This is a genomic window from Chitinophaga sp. LS1, assembly GCF_034274695.1.
GTDB lineage: Bacteria > Bacteroidota > Bacteroidia > Chitinophagales > Chitinophagaceae > Chitinophaga.
Window position 1 is genome coordinate 5511435 of the sequence record NZ_CP128362.1, and the last position, 16232, is coordinate 5527666.

The 16232-nt window shown below is 42.6% G+C and carries 18 protein-coding genes; 13 read left to right on the forward strand and 5 right to left on the reverse strand.

Features of this window, described 5'->3' with window-relative positions; genetic code table 11:
- The first annotated feature begins 1 nt into the window (after nt 1).
- Genes QQL36_RS22750 through ppsA form a run of 4 tightly spaced genes read left to right on the forward strand, consistent with a single transcriptional unit; the run spans nt 2 to nt 4544 of the window.
- Nucleotides 2-433, forward strand: coding sequence for an Hsp20/alpha crystallin family protein (locus QQL36_RS22750; protein WP_083726733.1), 432 nt, complete (start codon nt 2-4; stop codon nt 431-433).
- 59 nt (nt 434-492) lie between these two features.
- Complete coding sequence (locus QQL36_RS22755; RefSeq protein ID WP_321566873.1) at nt 493-1323, forward strand: universal stress protein; 831 nt, start codon at nt 493-495, stop codon at nt 1321-1323.
- 10 nt (nt 1324-1333) lie between these two features.
- The gene (locus QQL36_RS22760; RefSeq protein ID WP_321566874.1) at nt 1334-2173 is read left to right on the forward strand and encodes a universal stress protein; all 840 of its coding nucleotides are present in this window, start codon (nt 1334-1336) and stop codon (nt 2171-2173) included.
- A gap of 7 nt (nt 2174-2180) precedes the next feature.
- Complete coding sequence (gene ppsA / locus QQL36_RS22765; RefSeq protein WP_083726739.1) at nt 2181-4544, forward strand: phosphoenolpyruvate synthase; 2364 nt, start codon at nt 2181-2183, stop codon at nt 4542-4544.
- A gap of 356 nt (nt 4545-4900) precedes the next feature.
- On the opposite strand, the gene QQL36_RS22770 is transcribed toward ppsA, so the two are convergent.
- Nucleotides 4901-5875, reverse strand: a complete 975-nt coding sequence (locus tag QQL36_RS22770) for a helix-turn-helix domain-containing protein (RefSeq protein ID WP_321566875.1) — start codon at nt 5873-5875, stop codon at nt 4901-4903.
- 182 nt (nt 5876-6057) lie between these two features.
- On the opposite strand from QQL36_RS22770, the gene QQL36_RS22775 reads away from it, so the two are divergent.
- The 4 genes from QQL36_RS22775 to QQL36_RS22790 all read left to right on the forward strand — a co-directional run bounded on the left by QQL36_RS22775 (nt 6058) and on the right by QQL36_RS22790 (nt 8382).
- Nucleotides 6058-6909 (forward strand): aldo/keto reductase, encoded by an 852-nt coding sequence (locus QQL36_RS22775; RefSeq protein ID WP_321566876.1) that lies wholly within the window; start codon nt 6058-6060, stop codon nt 6907-6909.
- 202 nt (nt 6910-7111) lie between these two features.
- A complete protein-coding gene (locus QQL36_RS22780; RefSeq protein ID WP_083726743.1) occupies nt 7112-7609 on the forward strand; it encodes a nuclear transport factor 2 family protein in 498 nt (165 codons plus the stop codon).
- A 13-nt stretch (nt 7610-7622) separates the two neighbouring features.
- Nucleotides 7623-7772 carry a hypothetical protein gene (locus tag QQL36_RS22785; protein ID WP_321566877.1) on the forward strand — a complete coding sequence of 50 codons (150 nt, stop codon included), beginning with the start codon at nt 7623-7625 and terminating at the stop codon, nt 7770-7772.
- The gene (locus QQL36_RS22790; protein WP_321566878.1) at nt 7762-8382 is read left to right on the forward strand and encodes an ATP/GTP-binding protein; all 621 of its coding nucleotides are present in this window, start codon (nt 7762-7764) and stop codon (nt 8380-8382) included. Before QQL36_RS22785 ends, QQL36_RS22790 begins: the two co-directional genes overlap by 11 nt.
- A gap of 190 nt (nt 8383-8572) precedes the next feature.
- On the opposite strand, the gene QQL36_RS22795 is transcribed toward QQL36_RS22790, so the two are convergent.
- The 4 genes from QQL36_RS22795 to QQL36_RS22810 all read right to left on the reverse strand — a co-directional run bounded on the left by QQL36_RS22795 (nt 8573) and on the right by QQL36_RS22810 (nt 11934).
- A complete protein-coding gene (locus QQL36_RS22795; RefSeq protein WP_321566879.1) occupies nt 8573-9163 on the reverse strand; it encodes an HD domain-containing protein in 591 nt (196 codons plus the stop codon).
- Nucleotides 9164-9165: 2 nt separating this feature from the next.
- Nucleotides 9166-9852, reverse strand: a complete 687-nt coding sequence (locus tag QQL36_RS22800) for a phosphatase PAP2 family protein (RefSeq protein ID WP_321566880.1) — start codon at nt 9850-9852, stop codon at nt 9166-9168.
- A gap of 526 nt (nt 9853-10378) precedes the next feature.
- Nucleotides 10379-11284 (reverse strand): EamA family transporter, encoded by a 906-nt coding sequence (locus QQL36_RS22805; RefSeq protein WP_321566881.1) that lies wholly within the window; start codon nt 11282-11284, stop codon nt 10379-10381.
- 290 nt (nt 11285-11574) lie between these two features.
- Entirely contained in the window at nt 11575-11934 is a 360-nt protein-coding gene (locus QQL36_RS22810; protein WP_179091244.1) for a MerC domain-containing protein, read from the reverse strand.
- Nucleotides 11935-12193: 259 nt separating this feature from the next.
- On the opposite strand from QQL36_RS22810, the gene QQL36_RS22815 reads away from it, so the two are divergent.
- The 5 genes from QQL36_RS22815 (at nt 12194) to QQL36_RS22835 (ending at nt 16100) form a co-directional block, all read left to right on the forward strand.
- The gene (locus tag QQL36_RS22815; protein WP_179091245.1) at nt 12194-12340 is read left to right on the forward strand and encodes a hypothetical protein; all 147 of its coding nucleotides are present in this window, start codon (nt 12194-12196) and stop codon (nt 12338-12340) included.
- 187 nt (nt 12341-12527) lie between these two features.
- Nucleotides 12528-13289: a 3'(2'),5'-bisphosphate nucleotidase CysQ gene (cysQ, locus tag QQL36_RS22820; RefSeq protein WP_220388823.1), complete on the forward strand. Its 762-nt coding sequence runs from the start codon at nt 12528-12530 to the stop codon at nt 13287-13289.
- A gap of 116 nt (nt 13290-13405) precedes the next feature.
- Nucleotides 13406-14404: a response regulator gene (locus QQL36_RS22825; RefSeq protein ID WP_083726754.1), complete on the forward strand. Its 999-nt coding sequence runs from the start codon at nt 13406-13408 to the stop codon at nt 14402-14404.
- Nucleotides 14405-14486: 82 nt separating this feature from the next.
- Nucleotides 14487-15296, forward strand: a complete 810-nt coding sequence (locus tag QQL36_RS22830) for a universal stress protein (RefSeq protein ID WP_083726756.1) — start codon at nt 14487-14489, stop codon at nt 15294-15296.
- 24 nt (nt 15297-15320) lie between these two features.
- Complete coding sequence (locus QQL36_RS22835) at nt 15321-16100, forward strand: universal stress protein (protein WP_083726758.1); 780 nt, start codon at nt 15321-15323, stop codon at nt 16098-16100.
- Nucleotides 16101-16232: the final 132 nt, after the last annotated feature.

Consider the following 16232-nt stretch of genomic DNA (forward strand, 5'->3'; position numbering starts at 1 on the left):
TATGTCTAAAGAATTAACTAAGGCAACTTCCATTCTGCCATCTGCATTCGATGATTATTTTAAACCCTGGAAAGATTTATTTGATTTTAATGGCGGCAAAACATATACTGCTACCGTTCCTGCTGTAAATATTACAGAAGAAAAAGATCAGTTTAAGCTGACTGTGGCTGCCCCAGGTATGGATAAGGATGACTTTAGGATCGATATTGATAATGATGTGCTGACGATCAGTGCTGAAACAGAAGAAACTGAAGAAACCCCTACCAGGCAGGAATACAACTACAGTAGCTTCTCCCGGAGCTTCAGACTGCCTGTCAGTGTAGTTAAAGATAAAGTGGAAGCAAAATATAAAGATGGTATACTGAAATTATACCTGCCAAAGACTGAAGAAGCCAGGAAGGCAAATGGTACAAAACACGTAGTGATTCAGTAATGAATTCATGGTGTCAGCCCTTTAATGGGCTGACACCTTTATCTGAAAACCTCATTGTTATGAAAAAGATATTGTATGTAACGGATGCACTCGACCTGCATCTTGATAACCTGGATTTTGCAGGTTATATCTGTGAGTTGGCCCAATCGAAGCTCCTCGCTGTTTTTCTTGAAAACGATGAATCAGAAATGCGTACGGACAGTATGATCAGAACTGCCGCCGTTAATGCTGGTCTGAATGTAACTGAAGAACCTTTGTCCCTCAAACAACATACCTGTGATACAAATATTCAACGTTTCAAAACCGCCTGCGAAATCAAAGGCATTGATTGTGTTGTGCACCGGGACCGTGGTAACCCGTTATCCGAACTGATCCTGGAAAGCCGGTATGCCGATCTTTTGCTTCTGAATGTAAGTACTACATTCAGCCCAAATAACGAAGGCACACCCACCGATTTTGTGAAGGATGTCATGAGCAATGCTGAATGCCCTGTTATGCTCATGCCGGCAAGTTTTAACGGCATCGGGGAAATCGTATTCACCTACGATGGCAAACCATCTTCTATTCACGCTATTAAACAATTTACCTACCTCTTTCCACAACTCAATGAACTCAAGACTGTCGTGGTCAGCGTGAACCCCGAAGAAGTAAGTCCTGAAGAACGCTACAAATTCAGGGAATGGATGCATGCTCATTACAATTACCTCGACTTTCTCTCTTCTGAAGGAAATGTAAAAATGGGGCTCGTGGAATTATTGTTTGACAGGGATAAATCTATCGTAGTAATGGGCGCTTATGGGCGGAGTATGATTTCAAATTTCCTTAGTCCCAGTCATGCTAACCCGGTTATTAAAGTGATTAGCCAGGCGGTGTTTATTGCTCACAATTGAATCGTTGGTTATGAAAAAGATTCTGGCTGTTTTTGATGGCTTAAAGTTCTCAGACAGCACCCTGCAATATGCTGTGAAAATGGGCATTCAACACAATGCCATGATTACAGGTGTTTTCCTGGAAGATATGACGTATTCAAGCCGTGGAATCTACCAGTTGTACAGTGAAAAAGAATATGCCGTGGATAATGTTAAACATCTTGTAGAAGAAGACCGGCATGAGCGGGATGCCGCTGTAGACCGGTTTGAAAATGCCTGTAAAGACGCAAGTATAGCATACATGGTTCACCGGGACAAACAACTGGCTGTCCGCGATCTGCTAAAGGAAAGCCGTTATGCAGATCTGTTGCTCCTTGATGCCAGCGAATCTATGAATAGGTATACAGAAGAATCGCCTACTCACTTTGTACGGGAAATTCTGGAAGGTACCAGGTGCCCGGTTTTATTATTGCCCAGGCATTTTACAGATATCAGGAGAGTATTCTGGTTGCATGATGGTTCACCTGTTTCCATATATGCGTTCAAAATGTTTAATTATCTCCTGCCTGTACTGAATGTATTGCCTATGGAGATAATCACCGCACATTTTCCCGGTAGGGAGGAAGAAACGGTAAACAGTGTGCTGTTTAAAGAACTGGTGTCCCTACATACTCCACATGCCGGTTTCATTTCTCTTATAGGGCAGCCGGATGTAGAAATACCCCTGTTCCTCCGAAAACAGGATAAGGAATCTTTGTTGATCTTAGGCGCTTATCAGCGCAATGTATTCTCCATGCTTTTTAAACCAAGTATGGCAGATGTACTGGTAAGGGAACATCAGTGGCCTCTTTTTATCGCTCACAATAAATAGCAAAGAGATGGAAAGCTTTATCATGCATTTTTCAGGTATCGGATTAAAAAACGTACCGGATGTGGGAGGTAAAAATGCCTCACTGGGAGAATTATACAATTCATTTCACCAGGAAGGTATCAACGTACCGGATGGTTTTGCTACCAATGCTTTTGCATTCTGGTCCTTTCTCGATTATAATAATTTGTGGGAACCCCTGCAGCAACTGATGATGGAGCTGGACAGAGAGAATTGGACCAACCTGGCAGAAAAAGGTGAGGCGGCAAGAAAAATGATCCTGAAAGCTAACCTCCCGGAAGAAGTAATTCTTGAAATTTTGGGTGCATACCGTCTTCTATGTGGTAATGATAATAAAGCGGTGGCAGTAAGAAGCAGTGCTACCGCTGAAGATCTTCCCAATGCCAGTTTTGCAGGGCAGCATGACTCATTCTTAAATATCAGGGGAGAAGATGCTCTTATCAGTGCAATTATAAAGTGTTATGCTTCCCTGTATACTGACAGAGCTATCAAATATCGGGAAGATAATGGTTTTAAACATGAAAAGGTGGCATTGTCTGTGGGCATACAGCTTATGGTCAGGTCAGATCTGGCTGCATCCGGTGTTTGCTTTACGCTGGATCCGGATTCTGGTTTCAGAGATCTCGTATTAATAAATGGTATATGGGGGTTGGGTGAAAACATTGTACAGGGTGCTGTGGTGCCCGATGAATACGTTGTATTCAAACCCACGCATGCTATCATCCGGAAGAGTATCGGTAGCAAAGATAAGATGCTTTGCTTTGCAGAAAATGGCGGATCACTGGAAAATGTGCCAGTGTCTACAGCCCGGCAGCAGGAAATGGTGCTCTCCGACAAGGAAATAGCACAACTGGCCGACTGGGCTATCAAAATAGAACAACATTACGGCCGGCCAATGGATATAGAGTGGGCAAAAGATGGTATCGACGAACAGCTATATATTGTACAGGCACGTCCGGAAACTGTCCACTCACGAAAAAAGAAAAGGTATTTGTCTGCCTGGCACCTCGAAAAGAAAGGAAACGTCATGGCCCGGGGATTCGCCATTGGCAATAAAGTTGTCGCTGGCAAAGCGCGTATATTATCTTCCCCTGCCGACGCGTGGCAGATAAAAACAGGCGATATCGTAGTAACCAATACCACCAGTCCTGACTGGGATCCTGTTTTTAAGAAAGCAGGCGCCCTGATCACCAACACCGGCGGGCGCACCAGTCACGCTGCCATTGTAGCCCGCGAAACCGGTATTGCTGCCATCGTAGGATGCAAAGATGCTACTACTACCATTCGGGAGGGGCAAGACATTACTGTGTCCTGTTGCGAAGGAGATACAGGATTTGTTTATGAAGGTATCCTGCCATTCCATGAAGAAAAAAAGGACCTTGAGAGCATATCCATTCCGGAAGGTGTATTGCCTATGCTTATTATCAGCGATCCGGCACAGGCGTTCAGGTTATCCTTTTATCCAAATGCCGGTGTAGGATTGCTGCGGATGGAATTTATTATCGCATCCTTTATAGGAGTACATCCTATGGCACTGGTTAAGTTTAATGAATTGAAAGACCAGGCAGCCCGCGAAAAGATCGAACTACTCACTGCCGCCTATCCGGATAAAACTTCCTATTTTATAGATCGCCTGTCACAGGGAATTGCCACGATTGCAGCGGCCTTTTACCCCAAGCAGGTCATCGTGCGTATGAGTGATTTTAAAACAAATGAATATGCTGCACTGTTGGGCGGGAAACAGTTTGAGCCGGTAGAACCTAATCCTATGCTCGGATTCAGGGGCGCATCCAGGTATTGTCATGATCTATATAAAGATGGCTTCAAACTTGAGTGTGCTGCCATCAGAAAAGTAAGGGACGAGATGGGCTTAACAAATGTAAAGGTGATGATCCCATTCTGCCGTACGGTGGAAGAAGGAGAGAAGGTGCTGGATTATATGGGTGAATTAGGCCTTAAGAGAGGGCAAAACGGGCTAGAAGTATATGTGATGATTGAAATACCTTCCAATGTAATTATGGCTGAAAAACTGGCCGCTATATTCGATGGTTTCTCCATAGGGTCCAACGACCTTACGCAACTTGTATTGGGAATAGACAGGGATGCCACTCTGATAGCAGACCTGTTCAATGAAAAGGACCCCGCTGTATTGAAAATGATTGGAGAAACTATACGGAAAGCGCACGAAAAAATAGTACCTGTTGGTTTTTGTGGTCAGGCTGCCAGCGACTTCCCCGAAATAGCCCTGTTCCTGGTAAGGAATGGTATCACGAGCATTTCATACATGCCGGATGCTATTTTGAAAGGAATTGAGCAGATTAATCTGGCTCTTATTCCGGAACAAATGTTATGATGTAACAAGTTCCCATTTCGCTCGTTTTTTATAAGGCTGTTTCAATCTCACCATTGAAACAGCCTTTGATATTCCGATTTTATTTACTTTTTATCTTTGCATACAAACCTGCCATTTTCATTTCTGACAGGCTTTCGGGATGATAAAGAGAATTTTCCGGAGGAAAAAAATGCCCTTCGGGTCTTCCCGTCAATTTCACGATAAGTGATAATATCATATTTTCCCTCCCTGATAAGATCCTTTGCAGCAGCGGAGATCAATAAATGTGGGACGTTTGTTGTATCTATAGCTGAACACCCGGGCGCGGCCTGGCTTGTTAACTTTTAATATTAGGCCAATGGTAGTGAACTGCATTGTTAATTGGCAGCCCGGAACTCCTGTGGAGTACAGCCAATCTTTTGTTTAAATAAACGTGTGAAGTGTGCCTGGTACTTAAAACCCAATTCAGCTGCCACCTGACTAAGCGATTTGCTTGGGTCAAAGATCTTTTCTTTGGCCACCGCTATGATTTTTGACTGAATATAGTCCTGTGCTGATCTGCCGGTTTCCTTTTTCACCAGGTCACCAAAGTAGTTTGGAGAGAGGTTTAACTCACCGGCGAAGTAGGCTACCGATGGTAGTCCGATGGTAAATGTTTTATCTGAAATAAAATAGTCGTTCAGTATTTGTTCAAATTGGGATAGTATTCCCCTGTGTACGTGTTCGCGGGTAATGAACTGCCGTTCATAAAAACGGGTGCAATATTCAAGGAATAATTCAATATTAGAGGCTATGAGTTTTTTACTGTGGTTATCAATTGGGCGTTGTAGTTCGTATTCAATTTTGGCAAAACAGTCCAGCACGATCTGTCGTTCTTTTTCAGACAGGTGTAGTGCCTCTCTGGTCTGGTAGCCAAAGAAGCCGTAATCATTGATATGTTTACCAAGGATTGTGCCCAGTAAGAAGTCGGAATGAAATACCAATGCATTGCCTTTGGGTTGGTAGGTTTCCCCATTGCTATTGATGCCAGCTACCTGTCCCGGCGCCAGGAATACCAACGTTCCCTCCTGATAATCGTAGGTATGACGTCCATACACCATGTCCCCGCATTTCAAATCCTTGAGAAAGACGGTATAGAATCCAAAGTACATACACCTTCCCTGCCGTGGACTGGCTTTGGAAAGGTCCACCACACTTACGAGCGGATGCAGGGTTTCATTGTTGTTAAAGGCATTGTATTCGCCAATTGTATTAAATCGCAACATATTGTCCATAATACCACTGTTGTTCTTCTCTAAAATTACGGCATATTTTAACCATTTGTTGTTGTCGGGTGCCTGATCTGTAATCAAGGTAAAAAGTGCAGTAATTCAGGTAAGTATCCAGACCCCAATAAGCGTGACATTTGTTTGGCGATGTAGTTAGGTGGAGGTAGCGGACTTTACAGCTGAGTTTATAAGATAGGTTCAGATTGATCAAAGAGGCAGAAAATCCCGGAATAGCTTATAAGTTCAACACAAAATAAAAATAGTATATGCAGAAGATGATTCTAAATAATGGTGTAGAAATGCCCGTGCTGGGCTTTGGCGTATTTCAGGTAACTGATATGGCAGAGTGTGAAAGGAGTGTAATGGATGCCATCGCCACCGGCTACCGGTTAGTTGATACAGCGGCCTCTTATGGCAATGAAGAAGCAGTAGGCCGCGCGATTAAAAAGTGTGGTGTAGCCCGCGATCAGCTTTTTATTACGACCAAACTTTGGATCCAGTCAAATGGATATGAAGATACTAAAAAGGCATTTGAAGAATCGCTTAAACGCCTGCAACTTGATTACCTGGATTTGTACCTGATCCACCAGCCTTACGGAGATGTGTATGGTGAATGGCGTGCTATGCAGGACCTCTATAGGGAAGGCCGGGTAAGGGCAATCGGTGTTAGCAATTTTTATCCTGACCGGCTAATTGACCTGATTATTCATAACGATATAGTACCAGCGGTTAATCAGGTAGAAACGCATCCTTTCCATCAGCAAAATGAAGCGCAGGGATTCATGGCAGAACAAAATGTACAAATCGAATCCTGGGGGCCGTTTGCAGAAGGCAAGAATAATATCTTCAAAAATGAACTTCTGGCTTCCATTGGTGCAAAATATAATAAATCCGTAGCACAGGTGATACTGCGCTGGCTAACGCAACGGTGGGTAGTGGCTATACCAAAGTCTGTACGTAAAGAACGCATGGAAGAGAATTTTAGCATTTTCGATTTTGAACTGAGTACGGCTGATTTAGATGCTATCAAGACGTTGGATACTGCTACCTCTTCATTTTTTGATCATCGCGATCCGGCAATGGTGAAGTGGTTGGGAAATAGAAAGCTCAATGATTAATGATCAGAACTATGAGGGCCTGAACAGGGCATTTATGATCGGTATACAGCATGCTATTAGGCTTATATGCTGACGATCACATTGATGAATGGATGATATTAAAGAACCTCATAGATTAGTTTGTTAATTATGCCTGCCATGTCGGGAGATGATATTTTAATTCTGCTTTGTTATAACCAATAAACCTTTAATTGATAAGACTATGAAAAAACGATTGATCCTTTTCGTTTTACTTGTTTCGGGTTTCCAACTGTGCCGCGCTCAGGCCAATCTGCCTGGCGATTCAGCAACACCCGGCAAACAGGAACAGGAGATCCTTGATCTGTCAAAAGCCAAATGGACTTGGATGGCAGATAAGAATGTGGATGCACTTAACAACCTGTTTACGGACAAGTGTGTTTTTGTGCACATGGGTGGAAGCTGGGGCAAAACGCAGGAGCTAAATACTATTAAGGGCGGCATGATATGGTATAAGAAGGCTGCGGTGTATGGAGCGGCAGTTAATATTTTCGGCAACAATGCTATTTTGTTAAACGATATTGATCTTATTGCTGTAGTGGGTGGTAACGAAGTGGTTCACTCCTTTATGGTGACTGAAGTGTACCTTAAAGAAGATGGTAAATGGAAGATGGGTTCTCTTACTTTTTCTCAACTGCTCAGGCCTGTTAAAATGCCTGATGCAATTAATCAGCAACATTAAAATTACAATTACAATGAATCGTCGCAGCCTTTTAAAAACTGGTTTAACGATAGCTGGTGGCTCACTGCTGGCTTCGGGGAGCAACGCAAGAGAACCGGCGCTTTCTGCAGGTGGAGGATCCTCAAAAGCAGAACCATCAAAGGCCGGATTACATGGGCACTGATGGAAGGATCATTACTAAAGAGTGGTTAACAGGACTTAATTCGAACATGGGGTCTGCGTTGTTCAAAGGACTATTCTATACTACTGCCCCTTCAGGGATTGCGGTTGTTGATGTTGAAAAGGCAGCTGTGATTAAACAGATCCTTATCGATAGTATAGGAAGGCTCAATGATGTAGCTGTAGATAGCAGGGGAGTGGTGTATGTGAGTGATACCAGGACGGGCAAGGTGTATCGTGTTGAGAATGAAAAAGCTATTTTGTACCTGGAAAATATGTCTGGCGCTAACGGTTTGCTGACTGTTAATGATGATCTGTATGTGATAACTACAAATACATTGTATAAGGTGAATGCTAATAAGAAAGTGACAAAAGTTGCTGATGGTTTTGAAAACGGTCTTGATGGTATTGTTATGGTTAGTCCGAATGAATTTATTGTCAGCAACTACACGGGGATCTTATACTATGTGAAGGCCGATGGTAGCAAGGAACTGCTGTTGGATACCCGGGCAGATCGTTTGATGGCTAATGATATTAGCTATGACAGCAAAACAAAAACACTTTATGTTCCGGTATTTAACAGGAACCGCATTATTGCTTACCAGGTAAAATAAGCAGGGGTATGAGAAGGGTGTGATTCCTGAGCAGATTCAGATAAGTGTTTACATCGTGTTTGGCAGATACTGTATCCAACATAAAGTGAAGTTTTCTGCTATATTCGGCCATTTTGTTCCGCATCTGACCACAGCATAGTTTCGTCTGTCACCACCTCCGCAGATAGAATGTCACGGTACTACACAAGAATCATCCACCTATTGATTCATTTAGCCGCTTTACATTTTCTCTTTTCCCTTCAGACAAATGTTGGATACAATAAGAAGTGAAAAATATATGCTGCTCCATAAACCTGAGACTTAAAGCAGGTTTATTATCAAATATTTTTCCTTTTCTTGCTTCGACCTCCTGCCATACTTTATGGTCCTCCCCGAAAAAATCTGTTGTGCCAAGGTGCCAGGTGTCTGCATCACAGATAATCATTTCCAGTAAATTGCCAGGGTGAACCGGCATTTTGGTGGCCATGATGCACTGACGAATATGGTTTAAATAAATTTTAGAAATTGTATCGCCCAGATATTTTTCCATGAGGGTCGCACTAAGGGCTTCATGACCTTCGATCTCTCCGAATAGATGCCCAGTGTCATGAAACCATGCTGCTGCCATAATAATGAAATGACTGTGTGGTTTCAGGTCGTAATATTCCGACAATCTAGCTGTATACCTCACCACATTCTCCGTATGGGAGAGATTGTGGTAAACCAGGTAAGGATGCATATGGATGGCAAATAGATTGCGTACGTGGGCCTCTATTTTCACCAGCAATGATGCGTATGGCATTATTATGGATTTTCAAGATTAATAGCCTGAGTGCGCTTACCCCATTTGTATTGATGGGTCCAATATGCCACTTTCATAGAAAGAATTCCAATACCGGCACCCAGCAATACATCAGAAATGTAATGGCGGTTATTCGCCATTCTAAGCATGCCTACGCCACTGGCTAATCCATAGGCAGCATAGGGCATCCAGTGAAACCGGTCTTTGTATTCTTCACTGAGCAGGGTGGCAGCGGCAAATGCCTGTGCGGTATGTCCGGAAGGGAAGGAGTTATATGTAGAGCCATCCGGGCGAAGCTGATGTGTGTATTTTTTCAGTACATAGACAGATCCCAGCATGAGCAGTTCGCCTTTCATGAGGATGGCCGATCGGTTCAGCAGGTCTGTTTTTGATTTTACTCCCGCAGCATCCAGCCCATAAGCGATGACCAGTGGTGCAAACTGAAGGTAATTGTCTATACTGGTATGGAACTTTGGCATCATTTCATTCCTTTCCTCTACTACTTCCTTTTTGAATGCCTCGTTGCCATTGCCGTTAGAGGCGAGTCCTAAAACAGCCAATGTTAAAGGCAGACTGAGCTGCCGGACTGTAAATGCCGGATAAGTACGAACAATGATGCTATCCCTTGTCTGGGCATGTACTAATGAGATAAAGCAGGTACAAAAATAAAATAGGAGACACTTTTTCATATGCTACTTAGTTGAAGTACAAAATTGAACCCCAATTTGGTAGAAATTCTGGATTGGGCTTCCAACATTTCTGCAAAATCACCAGGTAGCTTGCTGCCTGTGAAATACATGAAATCGGTGTGATAGTAAGCATGGTAGCTGTTTTTGGGGTGAGTCTGGCGCTGCTGGTATCCGGAAATGGATTGAAGCAGGTTAATATAGAAATGTTAAAGTTTATCAACTTACAGCGGATTAGAGGGCTGGATCCTCTCTTTATAGCTTATTACCAATAGCGTTTCCTACAAGGGATTACTTTATTTGTTTCAATATCCATCATCCCGGCCGGTCCGCTAATGCCAGTAGTAATAACGGCAAACCCGTAATAAAGCCTCCAATTACAGTAACCGATAATGATGACAATAATCGGTATTGGTTGCTTCATTTGTGCACCCATTACCGATTACTGTGACCAATAGCATGAGGTCCGGTATAGCATCAATTGCCGGCTTCTGCTTAGGGTGCAGACGTAAGGCATGTTGGTTAAATTTTAGCTGGCTGCCGGGCTCAATTTAAATTGTGTCAGGTTATTCATCGCCACTCCTATTACAATAACTGTTATGCCAATAGCCTGACCGAAAGAGAGGGCTTCGCCTGCAATCAGGGTGCCCGCCAGTACCGCTACGATAGGGTTAATGAACGTGTGTGTACTTACCATAGCCGGAGGCTTGATGGATAACAACCAGATAAAAGACAAATGGGCCAATATCGAACCAAAGAAGATGAGGTATACCAGCGCACTCCAGGATGCCAATGGAATTGCTCCCCATTGAATAACGTGCCATTCTCCCTGTACGGTGGCGATGATTAAGCTAATCACTCCGCCGATAAACAGTTGTTGTGAAACGTTCATCAATAGTGAGGCTTTTGTCGGTTTTTTGGAATGAAATGCACCCAATACCCATACGATCGTTCCAAAGATCATGACCATGAAACCTACTGTTCTGGCGTGATCCATACCTGCCTGCACCGCCAGACTGTCTCTGAAAAAGATCAATAGTCCTACAAAACCGATGATAATTCCAAGTACGGATATCTTATTCGCAAAGTAGAATTTCCAGCTTTTTTTGTCGATGAGCATGAACCAGAAGGGTTCCAGTGCGGCCACAATCGCTGCTTCTGTGGATGTAATGTATTGCTCCGCATAGGTCAGGCTACCGATACCCATGGTCAGGATTAAGATGCCGGAAATGCTGTTTTGTTTCCATGTTTCAAATCCTGTTGGCTTTTCTCCCTTATATATAAGCCAGGATAAAAGCAGGACGCCTGCGGTAGTGAATCGGAGTCCTAATAGAATAAATGGTGGAAAGCCTTTGAGGGCATAGGAAATGCCTAAGAAGGTGGTACCCCAGATAATGTAAATGCATAAGAATGCTGAGATTTCTTTCAGTTTCATGAAAAATGGCAATAGGTATCCCTTGCGGAATTAGATAAGAAAATAAAAGAGTGTGTAGATAGTGAATAGATCAGAACAATGTAACCGGGTAGTTACATCTGGTGTCTTAAGACGGCTGTTCTGAATGCAGATTTCATGTTGGACTTATTAGTAATAATAGGGTGCAAAGGTAGGGGTTGAATATCAGAATTGCAAATTACAAATTACAAAGTAGTGTATCATTTTGAATTTAGTCAAGCAGGCCGCAGGCCCCTGCGATAACTTAATCGACCCCTACCAGCAACCATTTATTAATGCTTGCAGAAATAAATATTCCTGACATGGGCGGTAATGATTAATACAGCACCGGCTAATTTGCACAGAATCTCGGCAAACTGGCCATGCATAAAATTCCCTGCTATCATCAATAGTAAGCCAATAATGAAGTACAATACCAACGACAACCGGTGGTGGTGTTTGCGATAGCCCCTGATCAAAGCCCAGCTTCCTGCACACATGGATAAGACAATCGTCAGTACTTCCAGCAGTTTATTCTCAATAAACTCAACGCCACACAAAGTCAGTGTTGTAAATAGCAAGGGTAATAGCACACAATGTATGGCACAGGCTAATGATGCTCCAATTCCGATAGCATCCCATCCTTTATTCATAAGCATTCACATTTTTTCAGACATTTTGTACGCCTGCGGCCTGCAACATCAATTGATGCAGGCCTGGATTTAAATAAACGGTATATCTATTGCATCGGTGTTGCAAATATAGTAACGATTGTTAAACAATGTTGCAAATATTTTTATTTTCTTGTAAATCAACCAAATACATGACTGATCCTAATCAATCTTTTGCTTGCCGGCCATCATTTCCCGCCATCTATACCCTTGGTAACTTCATATTGTAAACCCGTACATCATGAAAAAGTACATCAAAGCAATCTCCTTTATTGCATGTCTGACAATAATTGGAAACACGGTCAATTTCTTATTAACTAAAACGGTGAAAGGTAGAAAGGTTGCTGCCGGATACAAAACCATGCAGTGCCTGGACGTGCTGGAATAAAAATGATTTCGATAGCAATAATGATTGACAGATTACCCGTGAAGATGTGATGGTCATTATCGTTTCAGGAGCCAAATGCTGGTTACTTTTAGGTGCTAAAATGCTTCGATTTGAAGTTCATACAGCATTTTGTTCCAAAGGTTACGGTGGGTGGATTTCTCTACCCACTCTTTTCTATCTTTGCCACATGATGAGGCAATTATTAGAAATCGCAAATAAGGCTGCTATTGAGGCAGGAAAGGCTATTTTAGATGTATACCATTCGGATAATTTCGATACTGAAAAAAAAGCAGACGAATCTCCCGTTACGGCTGCTGACAAAGCTGCTCACACTATTATCTCCCAAATATTAGCACAGACGGATCTCCCTATTTTATCAGAAGAAGGCAAACACCAGGATTTTCAAATAAGATCTGCATGGGAATATTACTGGTTGGTAGATCCGCTGGATGGTACTAAGGAGTTTATCAATAAAAATGGAGAATTCACCGTCAATATAGCATTGATGCATCATAATAAACCTGTGGGCGGCGTGGTGTATGCCCCTGTATTGGGAGATCTTTATTATGGGAGTGAGGAGACGGGGGTATATAAAAATGATCACGCAATTCCTCCTTTAAAATCCAGACGCACTTTACAGGAGCTATTAATTAAACCTTCTATCACCATCATCGCTTCCCGTTCTCATTTATCAGACGAAACAAAACAATTCATCTCTCAATTCTCCAACGTTACACTTACCTCCATGGGCAGCTCTCTCAAATTCATGCTCCTGGTGGAAGACAAAGCCGATCTGTACCCACGCCTCTTCCCAACTATGGAATGGGACACTGCTGCAGCACACGCTATATTAAACGCATCTAACCGGGGCGTTTATCATACCACTGTCAAAGAAGAACTCACTTATAACAAGCCCGAACTCACCAATTCCTATTTTCTGTCATATTAATTATATTAACTGATATTTATCATAGATAGTTGTTTCCTTGTTGGTTGACAGCCATCAACTAATAGGTCTGCGATTGTGCGTAGTTTTGAGTGAACTCAAAAAAAATCCACAGCTGTATGTCTACTATTCTTGTTATCGAAGATAACACTGCTGTACGGGAGGAAATTGTTGAAATACTTGGGCTGGCAAATTATATGGTATTAGAGGCAGTTGACGGTAAAGAGGGGATATTGCTTGCTGAAGAAAAACATCCTGACCTTATTATTTGTGACCTGACTTTACCCATTTTAGATGGGTTTGTCGTCCTCCAGGTATTGAATAATAATAAGGAAACCAGTAGTATTCCATTTATTTTTCTAACGTCGAGGTCCGACCGGGCAGAGGTTCGGAGAGGCATGGACCTTGGTGCAGATGATTATATTACCAAGCCCTTTGAATCATCGGAACTGTTAAACTCGATAGAATGCAGACTCAAAAAATCTGCGGTAAAAAAAGGGAATCTCCTGTTGGACGATCCTTTGCAGGACCTGATCCGAAACCGGAATATCCGTTATTATAAAAACAAACAACTCATTTACCAGGAGGGCAATCATCCTTCCTGTCTGTTCTATATCTTAAAAGGAAAAGTTAAAACTTTCAAGGTATGTGAAGATGGCCGTGAACTTATCACTGCACTTTATAATGAAGGTTTTCTTGGCCATGTGGCTATTATTAATAAAACCAGTTACCACGAAAGCGCTGAAGCGGTAGACGATGTAGAACTGGCTGTGATACCGAATGCCGACTTTGACCGCATGGTCACTGAAAACAACTATGCCCAGAATCAGCTTATAAAGATCCTCGCCCAGAATGTAGATGATAAAGAAGGACAATTACTAAAAGTGGCATATGATTCACTAAGAAAAAAGACGGCGGACACCCTACTGGCTGTCAATAAGAAATATAACAACGAAGGCATTCGCATTAGCAGAAGTAACCTGGCGGCTCTGGCCGGCGTGGCGAAAGAATCCTTTGCCCGTACATTGTCCGACTTCAGGGATGAGCAGCTGATTGACATCAAGAAAGGAGTCATTTATATTCTGGATGTAGATAAACTAAGCAGAGTCATTTATTAGATTGATGACGGTCATATTTATTGCCGTCTCTTTTAATGAAATTGAAGGCGTTCCCCAATTATTCATTTCTTAATTCAACGCCATGAGAAAAGTAATCGTTGCCTTTGATGGTACACATTATTCTAATGGAGCAATTGGATTGGCTAAAAAATTGAATGAAAGTGAAAAGATCCTATTGGTTGGCGCCTTCCTGCCTGAACTTGATTTTTCGGGACTTGGGTATGTATTTGGAGGCGGAGGGCTCTATGTTCCATTACAGATTGAAATTGATGAAGAAAAGGTAGATGAAAATATTCAGCTGTTCGAAGAGGAGTGTGTCAGGAATAACATTGAATTCCGTATACACAAAGATCATTCGCCGCATGCCATTTCGAAATTGCAGAAAGAGAGTAGGTTTGCAGATCTCATGATACTGGGTAGCCAGAAATTTTATGAGAATCTACGGCTGGAAGTACCCAGCGAATACCTGCGCGATGTGTTGCATGATACAGAATGTCCCGTTATCGTAGCGCCGGAAAAGTTCGACTATCCGGAGAATGTCATACTTGCATATGATGGCACCCGGTCATCGGTATTCGCCATCAAAATGTTTTCTTACCTCTTTAGTGATCTCTGTGATTGCAGTACCACATTGGTATATGCTACGCATAAGCATCAGCCCGAGATACCGGATGAAGATTATATCAGGGAGCTGGCAGGCCGGCATTACAATAATCTTACTTTTCTGCAGTTAGAACTGCAGGAGATGGGTCAGTTTTTAGAAGGCATTTCCAGGCCAATGCTGGTAACAGGGGCTTTTGGAAGGTCGGGTTTGTCTAATCTGTTTAAGAGAAGTTTTTGCACCAGTTACATTTCAGAGTACAGGTATCCTGTATTTATTGCGCATAAATAAAGCGTTATTTTAAATTTCACGGTTATGAAAAAAATAGTGGCTGTTTTCGACGGGTCAAAGTTTAGTGACAGTACCCTGCAATATGCAATAAGAATGGGGTTGCAACATAATGCGACCATTACAGGTGTTTTTGCACAGAAGATGGAATTTGCCTATGCCGGTGGCGGAGGCAGGAGAAGCGTGGATGGGAGTGCGCAGTTTGAACATGCCTGTCAGCATGCGGGTATTCATTACAATGTACGCAGAGGAAGTGATGCGGTTACCCAGAGTATTTTGAAAGAAAGCAGGTATGCGGATATGCTGCTGATAGATGCGAGTGAAACAATGAACCCTTTTACAGAAGAATCGCCGACACCTTTTGTAAAAGATATTCTGGCGAATGCAAAGTGCCCGGTATTATTGTTACCCAGACATTTTACGGATGTACGGAAGATCTGCTGGTTGTATGATGGTTCTCCGGTTTCCATTTTTGCATTTAAGATGTTTTCTTATATCCTGCCGGTGTTTAATGCGTTGCCATTGAATGTGGTGACGGTACAGCCAGGAACGCATGCGCAGGAATTGCCGTATGAGGGCATGGTGAAAGAGTTGATCGGGATGCATGCGCCGCAGGCCCATTTTATATCCTTGAAAGGGCAGCCGGAGGTAGAGATCGCTCATTATCTGAAAGAGCAGGCAATGGAATCACTCGTTATATTGGGAGCGTATCAGCGGAATGCCTTGTCCATGTTATTCAGGCCCAGTATGGCGGATATATTGGTGAGAGAACACCAGTGGCCACTGTTTATAGCACATAATAAATAGGGTACATGTAAGTGTGATTGAAGAGGAGACTTTATAAAAGAGGATGAATTAAAAATAAATAAAAGCACTGAGCATCGCATAAAGGATTATCTGCCTCCATCAGGTATCCGAAATAGAAGAGGGTATATCAAA